The organism is Chryseobacterium sp. DT-167 (assembly GCF_058310155.1).
The window spans coordinates 74,997-92,580 of record NZ_JBZEEQ010000009.1; the positions used below are offsets into that span (position 1 = coordinate 74,997).

The 17,584-nt window shown below is 33.2% G+C and carries 18 protein-coding genes; 8 read left to right on the top strand and 10 right to left on the bottom strand.

Annotated features, from left to right (window positions below; translation table 11 throughout):
• Position 1: 1 nt before the first annotated feature.
• Together AC4FQ5_RS12950 and AC4FQ5_RS12955 are read right to left on the bottom strand one after the other, a co-directional pair.
• Positions 2 to 859: a hypothetical protein gene (locus AC4FQ5_RS12950; protein ID WP_491143913.1), complete on the bottom strand. Its 858-nt coding sequence runs from the start codon at positions 857 to 859 to the stop codon at positions 2 to 4.
• Positions 860 to 946: 87 nt separating this feature from the next.
• The gene (locus AC4FQ5_RS12955) at positions 947 to 1,207 is read right to left on the bottom strand and encodes a hypothetical protein (protein ID WP_491143915.1); all 261 of its coding nucleotides are present in this window, start codon (positions 1,205 to 1,207) and stop codon (positions 947 to 949) included.
• A 699-nt stretch (positions 1,208 to 1,906) separates the two neighbouring features.
• On the opposite strand from AC4FQ5_RS12955, the gene AC4FQ5_RS12960 reads away from it, so the two are divergent.
• Complete coding sequence (locus AC4FQ5_RS12960; RefSeq protein WP_491143917.1) at positions 1,907 to 2,911, top strand: DHH family phosphoesterase; 1,005 nt, start codon at positions 1,907 to 1,909, stop codon at positions 2,909 to 2,911.
• Positions 2,912 to 3,011: 100 nt separating this feature from the next.
• On the opposite strand, the gene AC4FQ5_RS12965 is transcribed toward AC4FQ5_RS12960, so the two are convergent.
• The 6 genes from AC4FQ5_RS12965 to tilS form a co-directional block, all read right to left on the bottom strand.
• Complete coding sequence (locus AC4FQ5_RS12965) at positions 3,012 to 3,803, bottom strand: patatin-like phospholipase family protein (RefSeq protein WP_491143919.1); 792 nt, start codon at positions 3,801 to 3,803, stop codon at positions 3,012 to 3,014.
• Entirely contained in the window at positions 3,804 to 4,586 is a 783-nt protein-coding gene (locus tag AC4FQ5_RS12970; RefSeq protein WP_491143921.1) for an alpha/beta fold hydrolase, read from the bottom strand. It abuts the gene before it with no gap.
• 10 nt (positions 4,587 to 4,596) lie between these two features.
• Entirely contained in the window at positions 4,597 to 5,124 is a 528-nt protein-coding gene (locus AC4FQ5_RS12975; protein ID WP_491143923.1) for a hypothetical protein, read from the bottom strand.
• 65 nt (positions 5,125 to 5,189) lie between these two features.
• Positions 5,190 to 5,714, bottom strand: a complete 525-nt coding sequence (locus AC4FQ5_RS12980) for a biopolymer transporter ExbD (protein ID WP_491143925.1) — start codon at positions 5,712 to 5,714, stop codon at positions 5,190 to 5,192.
• A gap of 212 nt (positions 5,715 to 5,926) precedes the next feature.
• Entirely contained in the window at positions 5,927 to 7,990 is a 2,064-nt protein-coding gene (locus AC4FQ5_RS12985; protein ID WP_491143927.1) for a protein-disulfide reductase DsbD family protein, read from the bottom strand.
• 1 nt (position 7,991) lies between these two features.
• Positions 7,992 to 9,308: a tRNA lysidine(34) synthetase TilS gene (tilS, locus tag AC4FQ5_RS12990; protein WP_491143929.1), complete on the bottom strand. Its 1,317-nt coding sequence runs from the start codon at positions 9,306 to 9,308 to the stop codon at positions 7,992 to 7,994.
• An 86-nt stretch (positions 9,309 to 9,394) separates the two neighbouring features.
• On the opposite strand from tilS, the gene AC4FQ5_RS12995 reads away from it, so the two are divergent.
• The 5 genes from AC4FQ5_RS12995 to AC4FQ5_RS13015 all read left to right on the top strand — a co-directional run bounded on the left by AC4FQ5_RS12995 (position 9,395) and on the right by AC4FQ5_RS13015 (position 13,734).
• Entirely contained in the window at positions 9,395 to 10,228 is an 834-nt protein-coding gene (locus tag AC4FQ5_RS12995; protein ID WP_491143931.1) for an OmpA family protein, read from the top strand.
• Between the two features lie 343 nt (positions 10,229 to 10,571).
• Entirely contained in the window at positions 10,572 to 11,219 is a 648-nt protein-coding gene (locus tag AC4FQ5_RS13000; protein ID WP_491143933.1) for an O-methyltransferase, read from the top strand.
• An 86-nt stretch (positions 11,220 to 11,305) separates the two neighbouring features.
• Positions 11,306 to 12,022 (top strand): C40 family peptidase, encoded by a 717-nt coding sequence (locus AC4FQ5_RS13005; RefSeq protein ID WP_491143934.1) that lies wholly within the window; start codon positions 11,306 to 11,308, stop codon positions 12,020 to 12,022.
• Positions 12,023 to 12,024: 2 nt separating this feature from the next.
• Positions 12,025 to 12,492 (top strand): DUF1648 domain-containing protein, encoded by a 468-nt coding sequence (locus AC4FQ5_RS13010; RefSeq protein WP_491143936.1) that lies wholly within the window; start codon positions 12,025 to 12,027, stop codon positions 12,490 to 12,492.
• Positions 12,493 to 12,495: 3 nt separating this feature from the next.
• Positions 12,496 to 13,734, top strand: coding sequence for a 3-deoxy-D-manno-octulosonic acid transferase (locus AC4FQ5_RS13015; protein WP_491144095.1), 1,239 nt, complete (start codon positions 12,496 to 12,498; stop codon positions 13,732 to 13,734).
• On the opposite strand, the gene AC4FQ5_RS13020 is transcribed toward AC4FQ5_RS13015, so the two are convergent.
• Together AC4FQ5_RS13020 and AC4FQ5_RS13025 are read right to left on the bottom strand one after the other, a co-directional pair.
• Positions 13,726 to 14,352: a deoxyuridine 5'-triphosphate nucleotidohydrolase gene (locus AC4FQ5_RS13020; RefSeq protein ID WP_491143938.1), complete on the bottom strand. Its 627-nt coding sequence runs from the start codon at positions 14,350 to 14,352 to the stop codon at positions 13,726 to 13,728. The two genes, AC4FQ5_RS13015 and AC4FQ5_RS13020, sit on opposite strands and share 9 nt — an antisense overlap.
• Entirely contained in the window at positions 14,352 to 15,104 is a 753-nt protein-coding gene (locus AC4FQ5_RS13025; RefSeq protein WP_491143940.1) for a glycosyltransferase family 2 protein, read from the bottom strand. Before AC4FQ5_RS13025 ends, AC4FQ5_RS13020 begins: the two co-directional genes overlap by 1 nt.
• A 146-nt stretch (positions 15,105 to 15,250) precedes the next feature.
• Here AC4FQ5_RS13025 and AC4FQ5_RS13030 point away from each other — a divergent pair, with 146 nt between their 5' ends.
• Together AC4FQ5_RS13030 and AC4FQ5_RS13035 are read left to right on the top strand one after the other, a co-directional pair.
• Positions 15,251 to 15,724: a lipocalin family protein gene (locus AC4FQ5_RS13030; protein WP_491143942.1), complete on the top strand. Its 474-nt coding sequence runs from the start codon at positions 15,251 to 15,253 to the stop codon at positions 15,722 to 15,724.
• Positions 15,725 to 15,950: 226 nt separating this feature from the next.
• Positions 15,951 to 17,582 (top strand): DUF1800 family protein, encoded by a 1,632-nt coding sequence (locus AC4FQ5_RS13035; RefSeq protein WP_491143944.1) that lies wholly within the window; start codon positions 15,951 to 15,953, stop codon positions 17,580 to 17,582.
• Positions 17,583 to 17,584 lie beyond the last annotated feature (2 nt).

Sequence of the window (17,584 nt, forward strand, 5' to 3'; positions counted from 1 at the left end):
CTCACTCATTTTTTGTTTTTTTTACATAAACTTCCAACCCCATCATCATATTAACAAAGCTTTCTTTACTTGGGTTCTGCCCACCACTCAATCCCCAATCTCCGTAAAGCCTCTCATAAGTAAGCTTTTCTTCTGATGAAGTTGTATATCTAATAGATGGGCCTAATTTTTTATCATTGAACTCATTGGGAAGCCATTTCATACTTACAAAAACACCATTAAGATAGAAAGGTATTTTGTGTGACTCTACATTTATTACAGCATGTTTTCTGCTTTTGCTGGTTGGCGTATAGATAATTTTATTTTTGTTAAGTTTAGTCTTAGGTTTGCCGGTGAGAGAATCTATAGTGTAGAAATTTATTTCAACATTTGTATTTCGTACATCAGGATCAGTTTTATGCAAGTATAGGGTTACGTGGCTAACAAAACCTACTTTTCCTAAATTATTATTAAATTTCATACCCATTTCCCAATTTGGATAAGGTATGAATCTTATATTTGCTTGTTTTTTCAAAGCATAGTTATAATTTACTTTTTTGTAATCTTTTTCATTAAATACTACAGCTTCAATATCATGTATTTTTTCTAAAACAATTTTGTAATCTTGTTTGGTAAAATCTTTTGTCAGAATATCTTTTGTCAGATATCCACTTTTACTAAATGATATGGTGTCTGATTCTTTGAATTGATTGATTAGGAAATAGCCTTTTTCATTACTGTGTGTAATAATTTTATTATTAATACTTAGGGCTACATTTTCGATTTCTCTTGAGTTTTCATCAGAAACAAATCCCTGAAAATTTTGACAGAAATAACTTCCAAAAATAAAAAAGAGAATGATCTGTAATAATTTTTTCATAAAATATTTAAATTTTTGATATAAGATTTTGATGCAGTAAACTTGGTATTGTAAATAAGTTTTTACAATACCAAGTGCTGTTTTTTTTTACTCTAATGAAGACGAAAGTCCTGTTGAAGGTTTATCGCAACCAGCAATATCTACAGTATTCCATTGAAAGAGTCCAAAAAATGCTCTATGATGCGTTACTCGCATGTAACATTTGGTTGAAGCATCATAATACAAACAACTTGTTCCGTCTGGTCCTACATAGCCATCTTTTGAGCAATTCCAATCTGCTTTTAAATCAGTAACAAAAATTGAGCTTGTCAAAATCACAAATAATGATAAAATTGCATTTTTTTTCATTTTAAAAAAATATTAATGTGTTAATCCCTACTTATTCAATTATCTATTTCTCCTTGAAATTTTTAATCTTCCTTTCGGAGGCAGCTTTCGGGTTATCCTGCCTTTTTGTATCATATTTTTTATTCTAACATTCGGTTTTTTAAAACTTTCTATACTCTCTTCTTAGTTTTGCGCAAAGTAAAAACGGAACCTCGTTAAAAATATTTTACAAAAGTTCCGTTTATTTTCTTCTTAAAGTTTTAAATAGAAAAAGCGTGGAACTATGTTTACCGTTAAGGAGGCACTGTCATACCCAAGCAACAAATAAACAATAGCCCACGCCGTAGCGTGAGCATTGCATATTCTTGTTGCTTTTGAAAATTGACAGTTTTCCTTAACAAGAAATAGCTAATGCTAATATTTTTTTCGTTAAAATCTTGGGGCTAAATTATAAAATAAAAATCAAAAAGCAAATTTTGTATGAGAAAATTTATAAAATTTTACTTTTTGTGATAAAATTTTTGTCATAGAACCGGCTAACATTAGATTTATGAAATGAAGCGATATAAATGATTACTCTATTGATGATGAAAGAGATTTTCTTCAAAGTGTCAAGCCGTTGTAAAACAGTAAATTATTGATGATTACATACAATCATATAAAATTTAATCTTTATCCAAATCAAAAACTTTATCTTTGGAAACTTAAATTTAAAAAAAAATGTTTACACCTGCCGAACTTTTAGAAATCAATCAGCTTCTTATTCCGGAAAATAAAATCGTTATTCTTACTCATTATAATCCGGATGGTGATGCTATTGGTTCAAGTCTAGGTCTAAAACATTACTTACGTGCAAAAGGAATTGAAGCCGAAATCGTTACTCCAAATGATTTTCCGAAGTTCCTGAAATGGATGCCTGAAGCAAAGAAAAACATCATTGGAGAATACAAAAGAAAAGTAGCTTTTGATCTCATCAACGAGGCGGATGTGATTTTCTGTTTAGATTTTAACTCTCCCGCAAGAATCGGGCTTTTAGGAGATTGGCTGATGAAAGCAAAGGCGAAAAAAATTCTTATCGATCATCATCAGCAACCTGAAGATTTTGATTTTGTGTATTCAGATACGATTATTCCTGCAACTTGTCAGATGATTTATCATTTCATTGAAGCGATGGATGACGAAGATTTGGTCAATAAAGAAATTGCAGAATGTTTGTATACAGGAATTATGACTGATACAGGAGGTTTTCGTTTCCGTTCGACAAGTGCAGCGACCCATAGAATTGTGGCAAATTTAATTGAAAAAGGAGCAGATCCTTCTGTGATTACTTCAAATACATGGGACACAAATACAGTTTCACGTTTACATTTACTGGCTTTAGTTTTAGGTAGAATTGAGGTCGTAAATGATGGTACAGTAGCAGTTTTATCTTTAACGAGAAAAGAACTTCAGGAATACGGTTTCCAGAAAGGTGATACGGAAGGTTTTGTGAATTACGGACTGAGTATTGTCGGCGTAAAAATGTCGGCGTTCTTCATGGAAGATCTGTATGAAGATTTTATTAAAATTTCTTTCAGAAGTAAAGACGATGTAGATGTCAATCAATTCTCCAGAAAATATTTCAGTGGTGGTGGTCACATCAATGCAGCCGGAGGAAAATCTATGGAATCTTTAGCTGATACAATTGAGACTTTCAAAGCGAGAGTATCTGAAGAGAATTTGTAGACAATATAATTGCCCTGTTTGTCATGCTGGAAGCATCTAAGCAATATTAAGAAACTGTTGAGAGACAAACTGTTTTGACAATAAATATTGAAAATTTAACTTAGATTTTACGATATCCTTTTTTCTCAAGCTCTTTACAGGTATAATCATAAACCTCAGAAAACATATCATCAAGAAATTTTTTGTTGAATAGACTGAACTTGGTCATTTTCGGCGGATCTAAAAATATATCGCACGACTGAGCTTTTGAATAAACAGATTTGGCAATGGCTAAATGTAAAATACGGTCAAATTCTTTCATCAAACTCATATTTTCAAGGCTGTCATAGCTTATAGAATTGACATGGGAGCCAATCAGGAAATCACATTTATCAATAATGGGTTCGATCGGCAAATTATCTAAAACTCCGCCATCCACATAAATTTTTTCACCTATTCTTACGGGAGGTAACACAAAAGGAACACTCGACGACGCCAAAAGCGGACCAAACAATTCGCCCTCAGAGAAAAAATCAACAATACCGTGAGTCATTTCTGTAGCCGCAACATAAACAGGAATTTTTAACACTTTAAAATCATCTTCAGGAAAATAATCCATTAATAATTTCATGATAAATTTTGAACTGAAAATTCCGTTTTTCGAAAGCTTTAAATAAGAACGTGAGAAAAAAGTGGTTTTTTTGACGATTTCCATCATTTCATCAGGCGATGTCCCGATAGAGTAGAATGCAGCTATGATAGATCCAGCGCTTGTTCCTGATATGATCTGAGGTTTCAGATCATATTCTTCAAGAGCTTTGAGAACGGCAATGTGGGCAATTCCGCGCATTCCGCCGCCAGATAAAGTGAGACCGATTACCGGTTTCTTTTTTTTGAAAGAGAATAATCCCATTTACAGAAGAAATTTTTTCGGAAGATGGTGAAGCAATTCTGTGTTGATGATTTCTGCACAAATTTTTGGTTTTTCCCAATGCCCGTTGTGTCCGCAATCGAGAACGTAAGATTTAATGTTGGTTCTGTCCGGAAGATTTTTAATGGTGTTGTCAGTTTTCACGGCGTTGTCGTGCTTTCCGGCAAGAATTAAAATTTTTGCTTCCAGATTTTCAAGAACATGCTTTTTATCTGTTCTCGCAACCATACCTTTTACACAGGCTAAAGCTCCTAGATTATTGGTAGAAAGTGCAACTTCTAAGGCGGTTTCTATTTTACCTTCCAAAACATCTCTTTCGTTTTGATTAAATAAATTAGGAACTCCGGCTCTTGCATAGTGAGCAAATGCATCTTTGATAATTCTATAGCTTTTTATTCGTTGCTCTTTTTTCTCTTCGTCATCTGCAAAATAGGTTGAAAAGAATAAAGTCAGACTCTTCAGATTTTCAGGGAATTTTTCGGCAAAAGCTAAAGACGTGTAACCTCCCATAGAATGACCGAGAAGGTGAATTTTATCTAAATTTTCATGATCAACTACTTTTTTTACTTCTTCAGCCATGAGTTCCATTGTATGAACTTCTGCTAAAATATCAGATTTTCCGTGACCGGGAAGATCGATTTTTAATAAAGTGAAATCTTCGGAAAGATGAGTTTCCATATCACTCCAGATGCTGAGGTTTTCCATAAAACCGTGAAGCAAAACCAAAGTTTCTTTTCCGTTTCCTTTTTTTTCGAAGTTGAGCATAGTTTAGATTTTAAAAATGAATATCAATATAATCTACAAAACCTGAACCATTGACCATATCCTGAAGTCTGTAAGTTTTTCCGCCATCTTTTGACATGAAAGTTTTTGTCCCTTTTCTTTTGTATGGCTTTCCATTATCATTGTCAGAAATTTTTTGGATGATTTCTCCTGTGAAATTCATGTGCTTTGCCGAAACGACCTGTACAAACCCTTTTAATACAACAGAATTATTACCGGATTTTATATCTCCTGATACATTGTAATTGTCTCTTTCTCCTTCAATTTTGGTGAAATTTACCGATCCTGAATATTTAGGTGAACTGTCATTCTGATAGACAAATTTGTGACTTCCGCTGAAATCTCTGAAGCGGTTTTTGCTGTTTAATGCTTTTATGCTGTCATTAATTTTCGTTCTCGCTGCATTGATGGAGTCCACTGTTTTTGTACTGTCAGAAGTATTATCTGTTTTTTGAGATTCTTTTTTAGAACAAGAGAATGTGAGGATTCCTGCGATGGCTATGATTAAAGTTTTTTTCATCAATTCAAATAAATTATATGCTCAAATTTAAATAAAAAAAGAGCATTATAAAAATGCTCTTCAGTTTATTTTGTTACGTGTTCGTAAACTTTCTTTTCCCAGGGTTTGATGTCTGTGATTCCGTATCGTTCTTTTTTGGAGATGGCAATATTGTCTAAAACATCAACGAAATTTTTATAGTTTGCATCATCAGTTGGTTTTACAATGATGGTAAAGTTTTCTGGAACCGGTGCTTCCTTATAAGCTTCAGAAATGATGTTTGATATTTTTACTCCACTGAAATCTGTTTCTTTTAAATTTTTTTCAGTCAGTTCTTTCTCATTACTCTGATGATAGAAAACCCGATTGTCTTTTCCGAGAATAAATGTAACTTGATTTTTGTCGTCGATGAATTTATCACGAATTGGATTTGGATTCGGATCTTTTGCGGGTAAACCAAGATCCATCACATTAGGTTTTGTAAAATTGGTGGTAAACATAAAGAAGGTAATTAATAAAAATCCTAGATCCACCATTGGAGTCATGTCAACTCTGATTGGGTTTTTCTTTTGTTTTCCTCCTTTTTTTTCTTGTACGATCACTTCAGCCATAGTAGTATTTTTTAATGTTAAACGGTTTTTAATAAAGATTGGTATATTGTTTCTTAATTTTAAAAATCAATGCAAAGTTTATACCTAAAATTAAGAATCGTTAACTATTATTTATTTTAATAAAATGTTACGCATAATGGTGAGTTGGAAAAATTCAGACAACAAAAAACTCACACCTTTCGATGTGAGTTTTAGATATTTTAAATCTAAGATTATTTATTCTTTTTGTAGAAATTTACCCCGCATTCTAAGAATTTTTTAAAGTCATCTTTTGGCATATATCCGGAAACTGGGGTATTGATCACTTTTCCGTCCGGAGTTATTAATACATAATGTGGTTGAGAATTATTATTAAAATTTACCTGCTGAAATAAGCTCCATCGGTCACCGATTGTTTTTACTCTTTTTACTTGCCCCTCACCCAAATCAATTTTGGTTTTCTGATCTTCAGGAAGTTCTTCTTTGTCATCTACATAAAGAGAAGCAAGAACAATATCGTTCTGAAGAATCGGTAAAATGTCCGGCTCGCTCCAGACAAATTCTTCCATTTTTCTACAGTTTTCACAACCGTAACCTGTGAAGTCAATCAGGATGGGTTTGTTTTCTTTTTTAGCTAATTCAATGGCGTTAAAGAAATCGTGTTCGGGTTTCATTCCTAAAATTCCGTCTTTTTCATCATGGAAATAGCTTACATTCAAAGGAGGCAAAATTCCACTCAACAATTGCATTTTTGGTCTTTCTGCAGGAACTAATCCCTGGATTAAATAAATTACAAAACCAATTCCCAAAACTCCCAAAACCTTTCTTGTCAAAGAAATTTTCGGTTTTTTGTCATCGTGCGGGAATCTGATTAATCCAAATAAATATAAAGCCAGACCAATCCCGACAACAATCCAGATTGCAATGAAAAGTTCTCTTTTAATTAAGAACGTTTTCGAAACTAAATCTGCTTTTGAAAGGAATTTTAAAGCTAAAGCCAATTCGATGAAACCTAAAACAACTTTCACAGTATTCATCCACCCTCCCGATTTCGGAAGACTTTGTAAAGCCTGTGGAAATAATGCTAAAAGTCCGAAAATAATTGCCCAGGCTAAACCAAAACCTGTTAAAGCCAAAGTTAAAAGTGTCGGAATATGAGACGAACCGGATAACGATCCTCCCAATAAACTTCCCAAAATAGGACCTGTACAAGAGAAAGATACAATCACCAAAGTCAGCGCCATGAAGAAAATACCGATAATTCCTCCTGCTTCTTCTGCTTTTGAAGATTTGTTGGCAATTGAACTTGGTAACGAAATATCATAATAGCCGAAGAAACTTCCCGCAAAGAAAATAAAGATGATGAAGAACACTACATTCAGCCAAACACTGGTAGAAATTTCATTAAAAATATTTCCCGCAATTCCGTCAATTAAATGGAAAGGAACACTTAATAAAACAAAAATCATCAAAATGAAAAATCCGTAGATCAATGCATCTCTTTTTCCTTTTGCTTTGTTTTGACTTCCTTTTGTAAAAAATGAAACCGTCAAAGGTATCATCGGAAATACGCATGGAGTCAATAAAGCGATCAATCCGCCAATGAAACCTAGGAATAAATACATCCAGTAATTTTCAGATGCTACAACCGCTTCAGTTCCGCAATCCGTCAAAGGTTTTTTGAAATCAATTGATGCAATTTTTAATTGTTTTGGGTCAAGTTTTGAAGTTTCCGTTGCAGTAATTTCACTTTTTGCCGTATTTTCAACGACAGTTTCCGTGGTTTTTACAGAATCTTTTACCTCTTCAGTTGGCGCAACAGCATCTTCTGAAACTCCTTTTGGCGTAATTTTTTGAGTGAATTCTAAAGTATTCGGAGCCAGACAAACTCTGTCATCACAAGTCTGGTAAGTGATTTCAGCGATAACTTCTCCGGGTTTTGTTCCGTCTTTTAATTTGAATTTCTGTTTAAAACCTGCAGCGTTAGAATAATAAATGATGGTTCCGCCGAAAGCTTCAGAAAATTCTTCGTGCTTTTTTCCAACTTCCTGGAATTTACCAATCAGTTCGATATTTTTCCCCGAAACAATGTATTCTGTAGGAATTCCAGTGTCTTCAGGAATATCTCTCGAATAAATATGCCATCCACTTTCCAAAGTTGCATTTAAAACAGCTTCGTATTGATTATTGCCAAGTTCGTTGACAGTGAATTTGAATTTTACAGGATTTTTTATTTGTGCATTGATTCCTGTGAATAAGAACAGGAGAATGAGTAAAAACCAGTTTTTGAATTTCATTTTACTTTTCATTAAAAATTGTGAGAATGTTTTTAGTTCTCTCATCTTTTGCGTAGCGTTTGTCTTGTCTGAAAGGAAGAATGCCTAAAACACTATTGTTTCCGTCTGTCAGAAGCCAAATTTTTTGCTTGGCTAAAATAGACAATTTTTCGTCCCTAAAAAACTTCGAAACTTTCTTTTTTCCCGAAAAACCGATGGGATAAAAAACGTCACCTTCCTGTTTTCTGCGCAGTTGTAGAGGAAATGTAAGTTTTTCAGCATCAAAATCCCAACTTATAGTTTTATTGATTCCTTCAATGCTTTCAATTGTATCTTCGAGATTAATGATGATTTGGTTTTCAGAAAGTTTTATTTTTTCAATTAAAATAATTTCGTCCCTATTTTCTTTTTTTTGATTCAATGGATTAAAAATTAATTCATATCTATTGATAATTAATTGATAATGAGTAGCAAAAAAAGAACTTCCGGTCTCTGCGGTGAAGATTTTTTTAATCTCCTCCTCTTTATTAAAACCATATTTTTTCAGGATTTCAAATTTCACAAAATCACTTTCCAGATTAAGCTTTCCTTTATCTAAAATTTTATTTTCTTTACTTGAAATTGTAATTCTGTTTTCAATTTCTTCAATCTGTCGCTTAACAAAATCTTTTGTCTGATTTAAATAAGATAAAGACTTCTTAAAATTCTCCAAAAAATGATCATTCGTTTCCAAAAGTTTCGGAACCACTTCGTTTCTGATTTTATTTCTTAAATAATCACTTTTTTTATTGGAAAGATCTTCCCGATATTCAATTTGATTCTTTTCAGCGAAATTGTAAATTTCGTTTTTAGAAAAATGTAAAAGCGGACGGAGGATATTGTTGTCATTCGCAGGAATTCCGCTCAAACCTTTGATTCCGGAAGCTTTAGATAAGTTAATGATAAAAGTTTCAAGCTGGTCGTTCAGATGATGCGCAGTCACCAAAAATTCAAGATTTTCTTTTTCCTGAATGTGTTTAAAAAAATTATATCGAAGGTCTCTCGCCCAAAGCTGAATAGAATTCTCAGGTTTTTTATCTTTTTCTGAAACTTCATATAAATGAAATTTAATATCATGTTTTTGGCAAAAATCTTCAACGATTCTTTGATCAGAATCAGAATCTTCCCCACGAAGTTTGTAATTCACATGAGCAACCTGAAAACTTAAACCTAAAGCCTTAAAAACGAAAGCCAAAACCATAGAATCTGCACCTCCGCTTACTGCTAAAAGATACGTTTGATTTTCGGGGAATGAGATGAGATTTTCGAGTTGTTTCTTAAAGGTTGATCTTTCAAGCATGAGGCTTAGAATTTCTTTTGTGCAAAGATAAACCATATAATTAAAATGAATTTTCCTAAATTTGACTCGTCTAAAAAAGATTATTTATGAAGATTTTTAAAATTTTAGCAGTTTCTGCAATGGTGTTGGGCGTAACATCTTGTGTAAGTAAAAAGCAGTATGACGCATTGAGCGGCAACTACAAACAGTGTATCGAAAATATCGGCGAAAGACAGAGAGAAATTCAGGATCTGAAAGGTCAGAATTCTACGTTGACCGCAGAAAATAACTTATTAAAAAGTCAGCATGATGCTCTGAAATCATCTTTGGATGCGTGTCTTTCAAATACAGGGAAAAGCTCTGCAAACATTGATAAATTGGTGGGAGAAATTAATTCTTCTAATATGTACATCAAGCAGCTTATTTCTTCTAATGCGAAAAATGACAGCTTAAATTTAGCTTTGTCAAACAAGCTGAAGAGATCTTTGGATAACGTCACTGACGATGATGTTCAGGTGAAAGTTCTGAAAGGAGTTGTAATGATTTCACTTTCAGATAAAATGTTATACAAAGTAGGAGATTACAATGTGCTTCCTGCGGCTCAGGAAGTTTTGGGAAAAGTAGCTAAAGTGATCAACGATTACGATAAATATTCTGTATTGATCGAGGGTAATACAGATAATTCTCCTTTAAGTTCAGCAAATTTACCAAGAGACAACTGGGATCTTTCTGCATTGAGAGGAACGTCAATTGCCAAAGTATTGCAAAGCCAGTTTGGCGTCGATCCGGCAAGAATTACTGCGGGTGGTCGTTCAGAATACAATCCTAAAGCAACAAATATGAGTGTTTCCGGGAGAGCTGAAAATAGAAGAACAGAAATCATTATTATGCCTAAGCTTGATGAGTTTATGAAATTAATGGATATTGCTCCCAAAAAATAGCGATAATGAATAACAGAAAATCCCGATAAATTTTATCGGGATTTTTTTTAATTACGTCTTCTCTTTAAAGTTTTAAGAAGATTTCTTTTAAAGCGAATGACATTCTTTTTTGAGGGAATTTTTCTGAAGGCTCGAATTGTTTCATCACTTAATCTTCAGTCTGGGTTTCTTTTAAATTTTTTCTCATCATCATGTCAGATGGCTTCTTTATTTGGCAAAGCTACCGCTAAAAAAGATTATAAAACATCCGTGTTTTTACGGTATTTGGATTATGATTGTTGATTTATATTATTCAAAAAAATTATTTATATTTAAGTAAATTTGAAGCTTAAAAATTATTATCATGAGCTTTTTCGAAGACAAAAACCCCGAAATGGACAGGTATTTGGAAAATCATGCTTCTGCAGAGCCGGAAATTCTCAGGAAGCTGAGAAGAGAAACCTTTCAGAAGACTACTCAGCCCCACATGATTTCAGGGTATCAGCAAGGGAGACTACTGACGATTATTTCAAAAATCCTTCAGCCAAAGAATATTTTAGAAATCGGAACTTTCACAGGCTATGCATCCCTTTGCTTAGCAGAAGGTTTGTCTAAAGATGGTAAGCTGATTACTTTGGATGTGAATGAAGATTTGGCTTATCTGCCCAAAAAGTATTTTTCAGAAAGTGAATTTTCAGATCAGATTCACTTTAAACTTCAGGACGCAAAAGAATTTTTAAAGGAAACGGATGAAGTTTTTGATCTTGTTTTCATTGATGCTGATAAAGAAAACTATGCTGAGTATTTCAGATTGATTAAACCTAAAACAAAATCAGGATCAGTGGTGATGTTTGATAATGTGCTTTGGTACGGAAAAGTTTTAGAAGAAAACCCAAAACAGAAATCTACGCAGGTCATTAAAGAACTTAATGATTTGGCAGCGAAAGACGATGATTTTGAAAATCTTATTTTACCTTTGCGTGACGGAGTAAATCTACTTCGAAAGAAATAATTAAAAGATTTAAATGTTAAATAATTAAAAGATTTGTATCTCTAATTTTTAAATTTTTAAATCCTTCAATCTTTTAATATAAATAAATGGATAAAGGAATTTGTGTTGTGACAGTAGCACCTGTGCGTGCAGAAAATTCTGACAAGGCAGAAATTGTTACAGAAATATTGTTTGGTGAAAGTGCAGATATTTTGGAAGTCAATAAAAACTGGACCAAAATAAAGATGCATTACGACGGTTATGAAGGCTGGATGGATACCAAGCAAATAAAACCTGTTGCCGATGAATATCTTACGAGTCGTAGAATTACTTTGATTACAGAAGATTTTGCTTCTATAATGACCAATGACGGGCGTACTTTGCTTTCTATGGGCTCTGAAGTTGAATATCCTGCTGTTGCATCAAGACGCAGCCATGATGTAAGAGAAAGTATTGCCTTAACTGCCAAAGAATTTCTGAATGTTCCCTACTTATGGGGTGGGAAAAGCTTTTTTGCTGTCGACTGTTCTGGTTTTGTACAGTTGGTTTTTAAAATTCACAATGTAAAACTTCCGAGAGATACTTATCAGCAGGCTGAAGTTGGCGAAGTTCTGAGTTTTGTGGAAGAAAGTCAGCCTGGAGATCTTGCATTTTTCGAAAATTCCGAAGGTAAAATTATTCATGTCGGAATTATGCTTGAAAATCAAAAGATCATTCACGCATCCGGAAAAGTGAGAATCGATACGTTGGATTCTACAGGGATTTTTAATAAAGAAATGAATAAGCATACTCATAAACTGAGAGTAATAAAGAATGTTTTATAGATATGGAAAATAATATATTTTTAGCATTTGATTTTGTCAACTTTGCTTTGATCATATTGTTGTGGTGGATTACTGTTAAAAATTATAAAATTTTACCAGCAGTTATTCCAACTCATTTCGATTTTGAAGGAAAGGCAGATCGTTTCGGAAACAAAAAGTTTATCTATCTAATGCCCGTATTCGGTGTAGTTGCCTATGTCGGATTTTTAATTGTATTAAATTACCCTGAAGCCGTCAATTTTCCTGTAAAAATTACGGATCAAAATAAAGATAATCAGATATCAATTATGATGTTCTTTATGAAATGGCTGCTAACACTCGTTTTAATAATTTTTTTAAATAATCAGGACTATATGATAAGATATAGTTTTAACGAAAATGCTAAAACGCGAATTCCATTTTGGATACCATTAGTTTTGATTTTCCTGAGTCTTATAACTACAATAATTTTAGCATCAGTTTTTAAATAAATGATGAGTAAAGTTTACCACATATTCATTCATCTTCTCATCTTCGGTATGAAGGTTTTTTCGTTGTTTAACGATAAAACTAAAAAAGGCGTTGAAGGAAGGGAGGAATCTGTGAGTCTTGTGAGATCTGCTTTTTCGGCTTCAGATAAAATTATCTGGATGCATGCTGCAAGTTTAGGTGAATACGAACAAGGATTGCCCGTTCTGGAAAAGCTGAAAGATCAGTTTCCTTCTTATAAAATTTTGGTGACTTTCTTCTCACCTTCCGGTTATGAAAATGTTGTTAAAAAGAAAAATATTGCAGATGTAATCTGCTATTTACCTTTTGATACAAAGAAAAATGTGAGAGAGTTTTTGTCTCAAATCAATGCTGAACTATTTTTTACGGTGAAGTATGATTATTGGTATAATCTGCTTGAAGAACTGAAAAATAAGAATGTAAAAACATTTGTAATCTCAGCATTGTTCTATGAAAGTCAATCATTTTTTACTTCTTATGGAAAATGGTTTGTAAAGCAGCTACAAAAAAATATAGACTGGTTTTTTCATCAGACACAGCATTCTTATTTTCTGGCTAAAAGTATTGGTTTAACAAAGGCTTCGGTTACTGGTGATACAAGATTTGACAGGGTGAAACATCTGAAAAGCCGGGATAATCATGTTGATTTTATTAAAGAATTTGTAGGTGATGAAAAAGCAATTGTCTTTGGAAGTTCGTGGCAGGCAGAAGAGAAAATTTTGAAAATGGTTTTTGAGAAAAATCAGAAGGTAAAGTTGATCATTGCTCCACACGATTTAAGAAGAGTTGACAATCTGAAAGCAATGTTTTCAGATGCAATTCTCTACAGCGAAGTAAAGAACTCTCAAAACCTCCAACTCTCCAACTCTTCAACTTTAATAATCGACAGTATAGGATTGTTGTCAAAATTGTATTCTTATGCAGATATTGCCGTTGTGGGGGGAGGATTTCATGATTCCGGACTGCATAATATTCTTGAGGCGGCAACTTTTGGGGTTCCTGTAATTTTCGGGAATCATTACATGAAAAATCCGGAGGCGGATGATTTAATCAAAGCTGATGGCGGAAAATCTTTTGAACATGAAAATGAAGCTGCAGAATTTGTGCTTTATCTCTTAAATAATAATGAAGAGTTAGACAGTATGTCAGATAATGCCGGAAAATTTGTGGCTGAACAACCCAATTCGTCAGAGCTGATTATAAAGAAAATTCTTTCATTTTAGAAATCCCTGACTTTTAATATCTTTTACGATCAAATCCAGATGGTCAGGAATTTTATCGATGGTTAACCAATTAAAATCAAAACTATTATTGATACAGAGTTTTTCCAAGTATCTGTTTTCATGAATTTTTGATTCTATGCTTTCTAATATTTCGTTAAGCTCCATCCAATAATCTTCGTCAAGTTTTTTAATCGAAATAAGGGCTTTCAAAAGTTTATTAATCATGTAAATATAAAGCTTATAAATATTGTCAAACCTTTGATGATTGAGTTTGTCATTACTTTGTAAAATTTGATTGACAAGAAATAGTTGCAGATAGATGTCCCCGAATTTATCAGTTGTTATTTTGACGTGTTCCGTAATTTCTGCGCTTATTTTTCTGATCAGAACCAAAAAATATTTAGGATTTCCAATGTATTTTGACGCCAGAAGAATTCTTTCTTCAATCTGCTCTTCCATCTGAGATCTTTTCTGATCTGTTGTTTCGGTATCAATCAGTTCAAAATAAAGTTTTTTTGATAAAAGTTTATCCTTTTTCAGCAAACGGAAAATCAAACGGTCTTTTTCAATAGCTGAAAAATTGCTCAGCGCAGCTTTAAATTCTTTAGAATATTCCATTAATTAAATATTTTCGAGTATTTCAAAAATCCGTTAAATGCCCAATTTGCGGTGTAATACAAAGATTTCACAGTAGAAAATTTCATGAAATCTTTATATACCAAATATTGATCCTTTATAATATTCTGTTTTTTTCTTGAAACGCTTGTAGGATGCATCCTGTATTTTGCCATAGTTTTCCGGAGAGGTTTTCCTTCAGGAATTTTTTTAAGCAAATTCAACCACATCACATGATCTTCGCGTTTACTTCCTTCCGGGAAAAATTCTATGCCAACTCTTTTAGAATCATACATAGATGAAAGGAGAGAAAGACGGCAGGTTTTCAATAAATTTTTAAAAGTCACCACTTTATCTGCTTTGAAATCCTCAATTTTAGGATCTAAATTCTCATCACATCTTGCATATGTGGAGTAGGCAATCTCGGCGTTTTCTTTTTTCATAAAAGCGACCATTTCCTCAAGAAATTCAGGTTCCCAAAAATCATCGGCATCCAGAAATGTGATAAATCTTCCTGTTGCATTTTTTAGCGAAATATTCCTTGCGTGTCCTGCTCCGCCATTTTTTTCTGCAATGGTGAGTTTTATCCTGGGATCATTGATTTTCTGAATAATTTCTACAGAATTGTCAGTCGATCTGTCATCCGTAATCAGCCATTCCCAGTCGGTAAAAGTCTGATTCTGCACAGAGCCGATCGTTTCTTCTAAAAATTTTGAAGAATTGTAGCAGGGCGTTATGATCGAAACTTCAGGCATTCAGTATTTTTTGCAAATATAGAGTTTTGAAAATGGTCTTTAAAAGAGCTGTTTTTGAAAAAATGTAAATTATGATTCCAAAATTCAAAAAAAATGATGGAGTTTTAATAAAAAATCATAATTTTATGCCTTGAAAAATTTGATCTATGAAGAAATTAGCATTATTGTTTGCAGGTTTATCATTAATGGTAGCTACTACCGCATGTAACGATGACGACGAAACTGTGCAGGAGTTTCCAATCGTGGGAACCTGGAAACCGGTAGCAGAAGTGAGAACTGAGGTTGATCTTGACGGTGTCGGGGTTTCTGATGAAATTACTTATACTACCTGTCAGAAAGAATCTACATGGGTTTTTAGTGAAAATGCTACAGGTAAAAGAACAGATAAAGATGAGGTAGGGTCACCTTTGGCTTGTACAACAGTTAATCAACGTAACTTCACTTATGTTTATACCAAATCTGATAAGAATTTCGAAATAAAATATCAGGGAACTGTAGTTCCTGAAAAAGGTCAGGTTGTGGATCTTAATGCCGAAACGATGAATATCAAATTTGTGGATGATACAGATCCTACTGTTTATAAAACTACGACACGTACTTTTAAAAGGATAGCTCAATAATATTTTAGAACTTTATTGTAATCATATGAATCTCATCTTCGGATGAGATTTTTGTTTTTTAGATCTGTAAGAACTTATTTTTTATTTGGTTGAATATAGACTCATCAGAAACTGAGTAGTATTCGTTATTTTAAATGATTTTTAAAATAAATTGATATTTTGTAAGAGTTAAAGTGTATATGTTGTTGATTATTCATTAATTTTACTAAAGAATAATATAATTCATATGTCTAGTTTAATACAAAAAACCACAGTTTTAGGCGCTTTCAACGCCTATCATCTTCTGCGTAGAACGACGTATAACATTACGAAGGCAAGAATTAATGAATATGCTTTAAAAACTCCGGATCAGGCACTTACGGAATTGTTTATTTTTGATACTCCGACTCCGCCTAGTCCGCTTAATGATAATGGCGAAACCATCGTTCCTACATTTGCAGTTCCTACGATTACCGATACTTTGAATACCGCTAATTCTGTGTTGTATGATAATTATTGGTGGATGTATCAGGCTTTGAAAAGCCCTTCCGCACAATATAAAATCGTTTATTGGCTGCATTTGCTTTTTGTTACAGATAATGATGCCAGTTTTTTTACAAATTTTGATTATAAAGAGCTTTTAAGGTTTCACGCCAATGGAAGTTTAAAAGATTTAGCCATCAGAATGACGCTCAATCCAAGAATGCTTACTTACCTAAATAATAATGTAAATCAAAAGAACAGCCCGAATCAAAACTATGCGCGTGAATTTCTAGAATTGTTTACCATTCTCAAAGGTCCGCAAATCGCAACAGGAAACTATACAAATTATACAGAAACCGACGTGCAGATGGCGGCGAAAGTTCTTACGGGATTTACACTCACCTCTTCTGTTCAGCTCAATAAAACGGCAAGAATAAATACTGTAGATCCTATTACAAAGATTCCCCAAGGTTTTATTAATGTAAATACGCACGATTTAACCAATAAAACATTCAGCTCTGCTTTTAATACAACAATTAATGGCGGGACGACTGTAGATACGATTCAGACAGAGTTTCAGAATTTCATCAACATGATTTTTAATCAAAATGAAACCGCTAAAGCATATTGCAGAAGAATGTACAGATATTTTGTTGGGAGAACAATCACAACAGATATTGAGGATAATATTATAGCTCCTTTGGCAACTCAATTGAAGAATAATAATTATCAGATTTTACCAGTCATAAAAACTTTACTATCAAGTAAACACTTTTATGATGAAGAAGATTCAATTTATGCAGATCAAACAATAGGCGCACTGGTTAGAAATCCTTTGGAACTGTACTTTCATATGTTTTCATTGTTAAATCTTTCAATGCCTACATATTTAGCGAATCCAAAAGCGCTGCACGGTTATCTATCTCTCTTTTCCAGCTATTCGCAAAATACGGGAATGCCGGTTTTCAGACCTCAAACGGTGAATGGTTATGCTGCGTATTCCAGCAGTCCGAATTATGATAAAAACTGGATCACCACATCGTCTCTTAGAATCAGATACAATAATTCTATTGATATTTTAATTAATGGAAATACCCAAAACGGTTTTTTATTTAAATTAAATCTTCCTGCTTTTGTAAAAGACAGCGGGTACTTTCAAAATCCTGGTAATGCAGATATTTTAGTTTCAAATTTTTGTGAACTCTTATTTGTAGATATTCCTCCGACTGATAGGTTGAATTATTTTAAAACAGTATTCTTAAACGGACTGAGTCTTACAAACTGGCTTAATGAATGGAATAATTTCATTAATACAGGTACAGCTACCAATGTGAAAATTCCAATTGATCGATTGGTGAAAGCGCTTATTAAATCTCCAGAATTTCAAGTAATGTAATC

Bases quoted from the DNA above. Each gene is read 5' to 3' on its own strand.
- AC4FQ5_RS12950 (WP_491143913.1), bottom strand. From the start codon at position 859: ATGAAAAAATTATTACAGATCATTCTCTTTTTTATTTTTGGAAGTTAT.
- AC4FQ5_RS12955 (WP_491143915.1), bottom strand. From the start codon at position 1,207: ATGAAAAAAAATGCAATTTTATCATTATTTGTGATTTTGACAAGCTCA.
- AC4FQ5_RS12960 (WP_491143917.1), top strand. From the start codon at position 1,907: ATGTTTACACCTGCCGAACTTTTAGAAATCAATCAGCTTCTTATTCCG.
- AC4FQ5_RS12965 (WP_491143919.1), bottom strand. From the start codon at position 3,803: ATGGGATTATTCTCTTTCAAAAAAAAGAAACCGGTAATCGGTCTCACT.
- AC4FQ5_RS12970 (WP_491143921.1), bottom strand. From the start codon at position 4,586: ATGCTCAACTTCGAAAAAAAAGGAAACGGAAAAGAAACTTTGGTTTTG.
- AC4FQ5_RS12975 (WP_491143923.1), bottom strand. From the start codon at position 5,124: ATGAAAAAAACTTTAATCATAGCCATCGCAGGAATCCTCACATTCTCT.
- AC4FQ5_RS12980 (WP_491143925.1), bottom strand. From the start codon at position 5,714: ATGGCTGAAGTGATCGTACAAGAAAAAAAAGGAGGAAAACAAAAGAAA.
- AC4FQ5_RS12985 (WP_491143927.1), bottom strand. From the start codon at position 7,990: ATGAAATTCAAAAACTGGTTTTTACTCATTCTCCTGTTCTTATTCACA.
- tilS (WP_491143929.1), bottom strand. From the start codon at position 9,308: ATGCTTGAAAGATCAACCTTTAAGAAACAACTCGAAAATCTCATCTCA.
- AC4FQ5_RS12995 (WP_491143931.1), top strand. From the start codon at position 9,395: ATGAAGATTTTTAAAATTTTAGCAGTTTCTGCAATGGTGTTGGGCGTA.
- AC4FQ5_RS13000 (WP_491143933.1), top strand. From the start codon at position 10,572: ATGAGCTTTTTCGAAGACAAAAACCCCGAAATGGACAGGTATTTGGAA.
- AC4FQ5_RS13005 (WP_491143934.1), top strand. From the start codon at position 11,306: ATGGATAAAGGAATTTGTGTTGTGACAGTAGCACCTGTGCGTGCAGAA.
- AC4FQ5_RS13010 (WP_491143936.1), top strand. From the start codon at position 12,025: ATGGAAAATAATATATTTTTAGCATTTGATTTTGTCAACTTTGCTTTG.
- AC4FQ5_RS13015 (WP_491144095.1), top strand. From the start codon at position 12,496: ATGAGTAAAGTTTACCACATATTCATTCATCTTCTCATCTTCGGTATG.
- AC4FQ5_RS13020 (WP_491143938.1), bottom strand. From the start codon at position 14,352: ATGGAATATTCTAAAGAATTTAAAGCTGCGCTGAGCAATTTTTCAGCT.
- AC4FQ5_RS13025 (WP_491143940.1), bottom strand. From the start codon at position 15,104: ATGCCTGAAGTTTCGATCATAACGCCCTGCTACAATTCTTCAAAATTT.
- AC4FQ5_RS13030 (WP_491143942.1), top strand. From the start codon at position 15,251: ATGAAGAAATTAGCATTATTGTTTGCAGGTTTATCATTAATGGTAGCT.
- AC4FQ5_RS13035 (WP_491143944.1), top strand. From the start codon at position 15,951: ATGTCTAGTTTAATACAAAAAACCACAGTTTTAGGCGCTTTCAACGCC.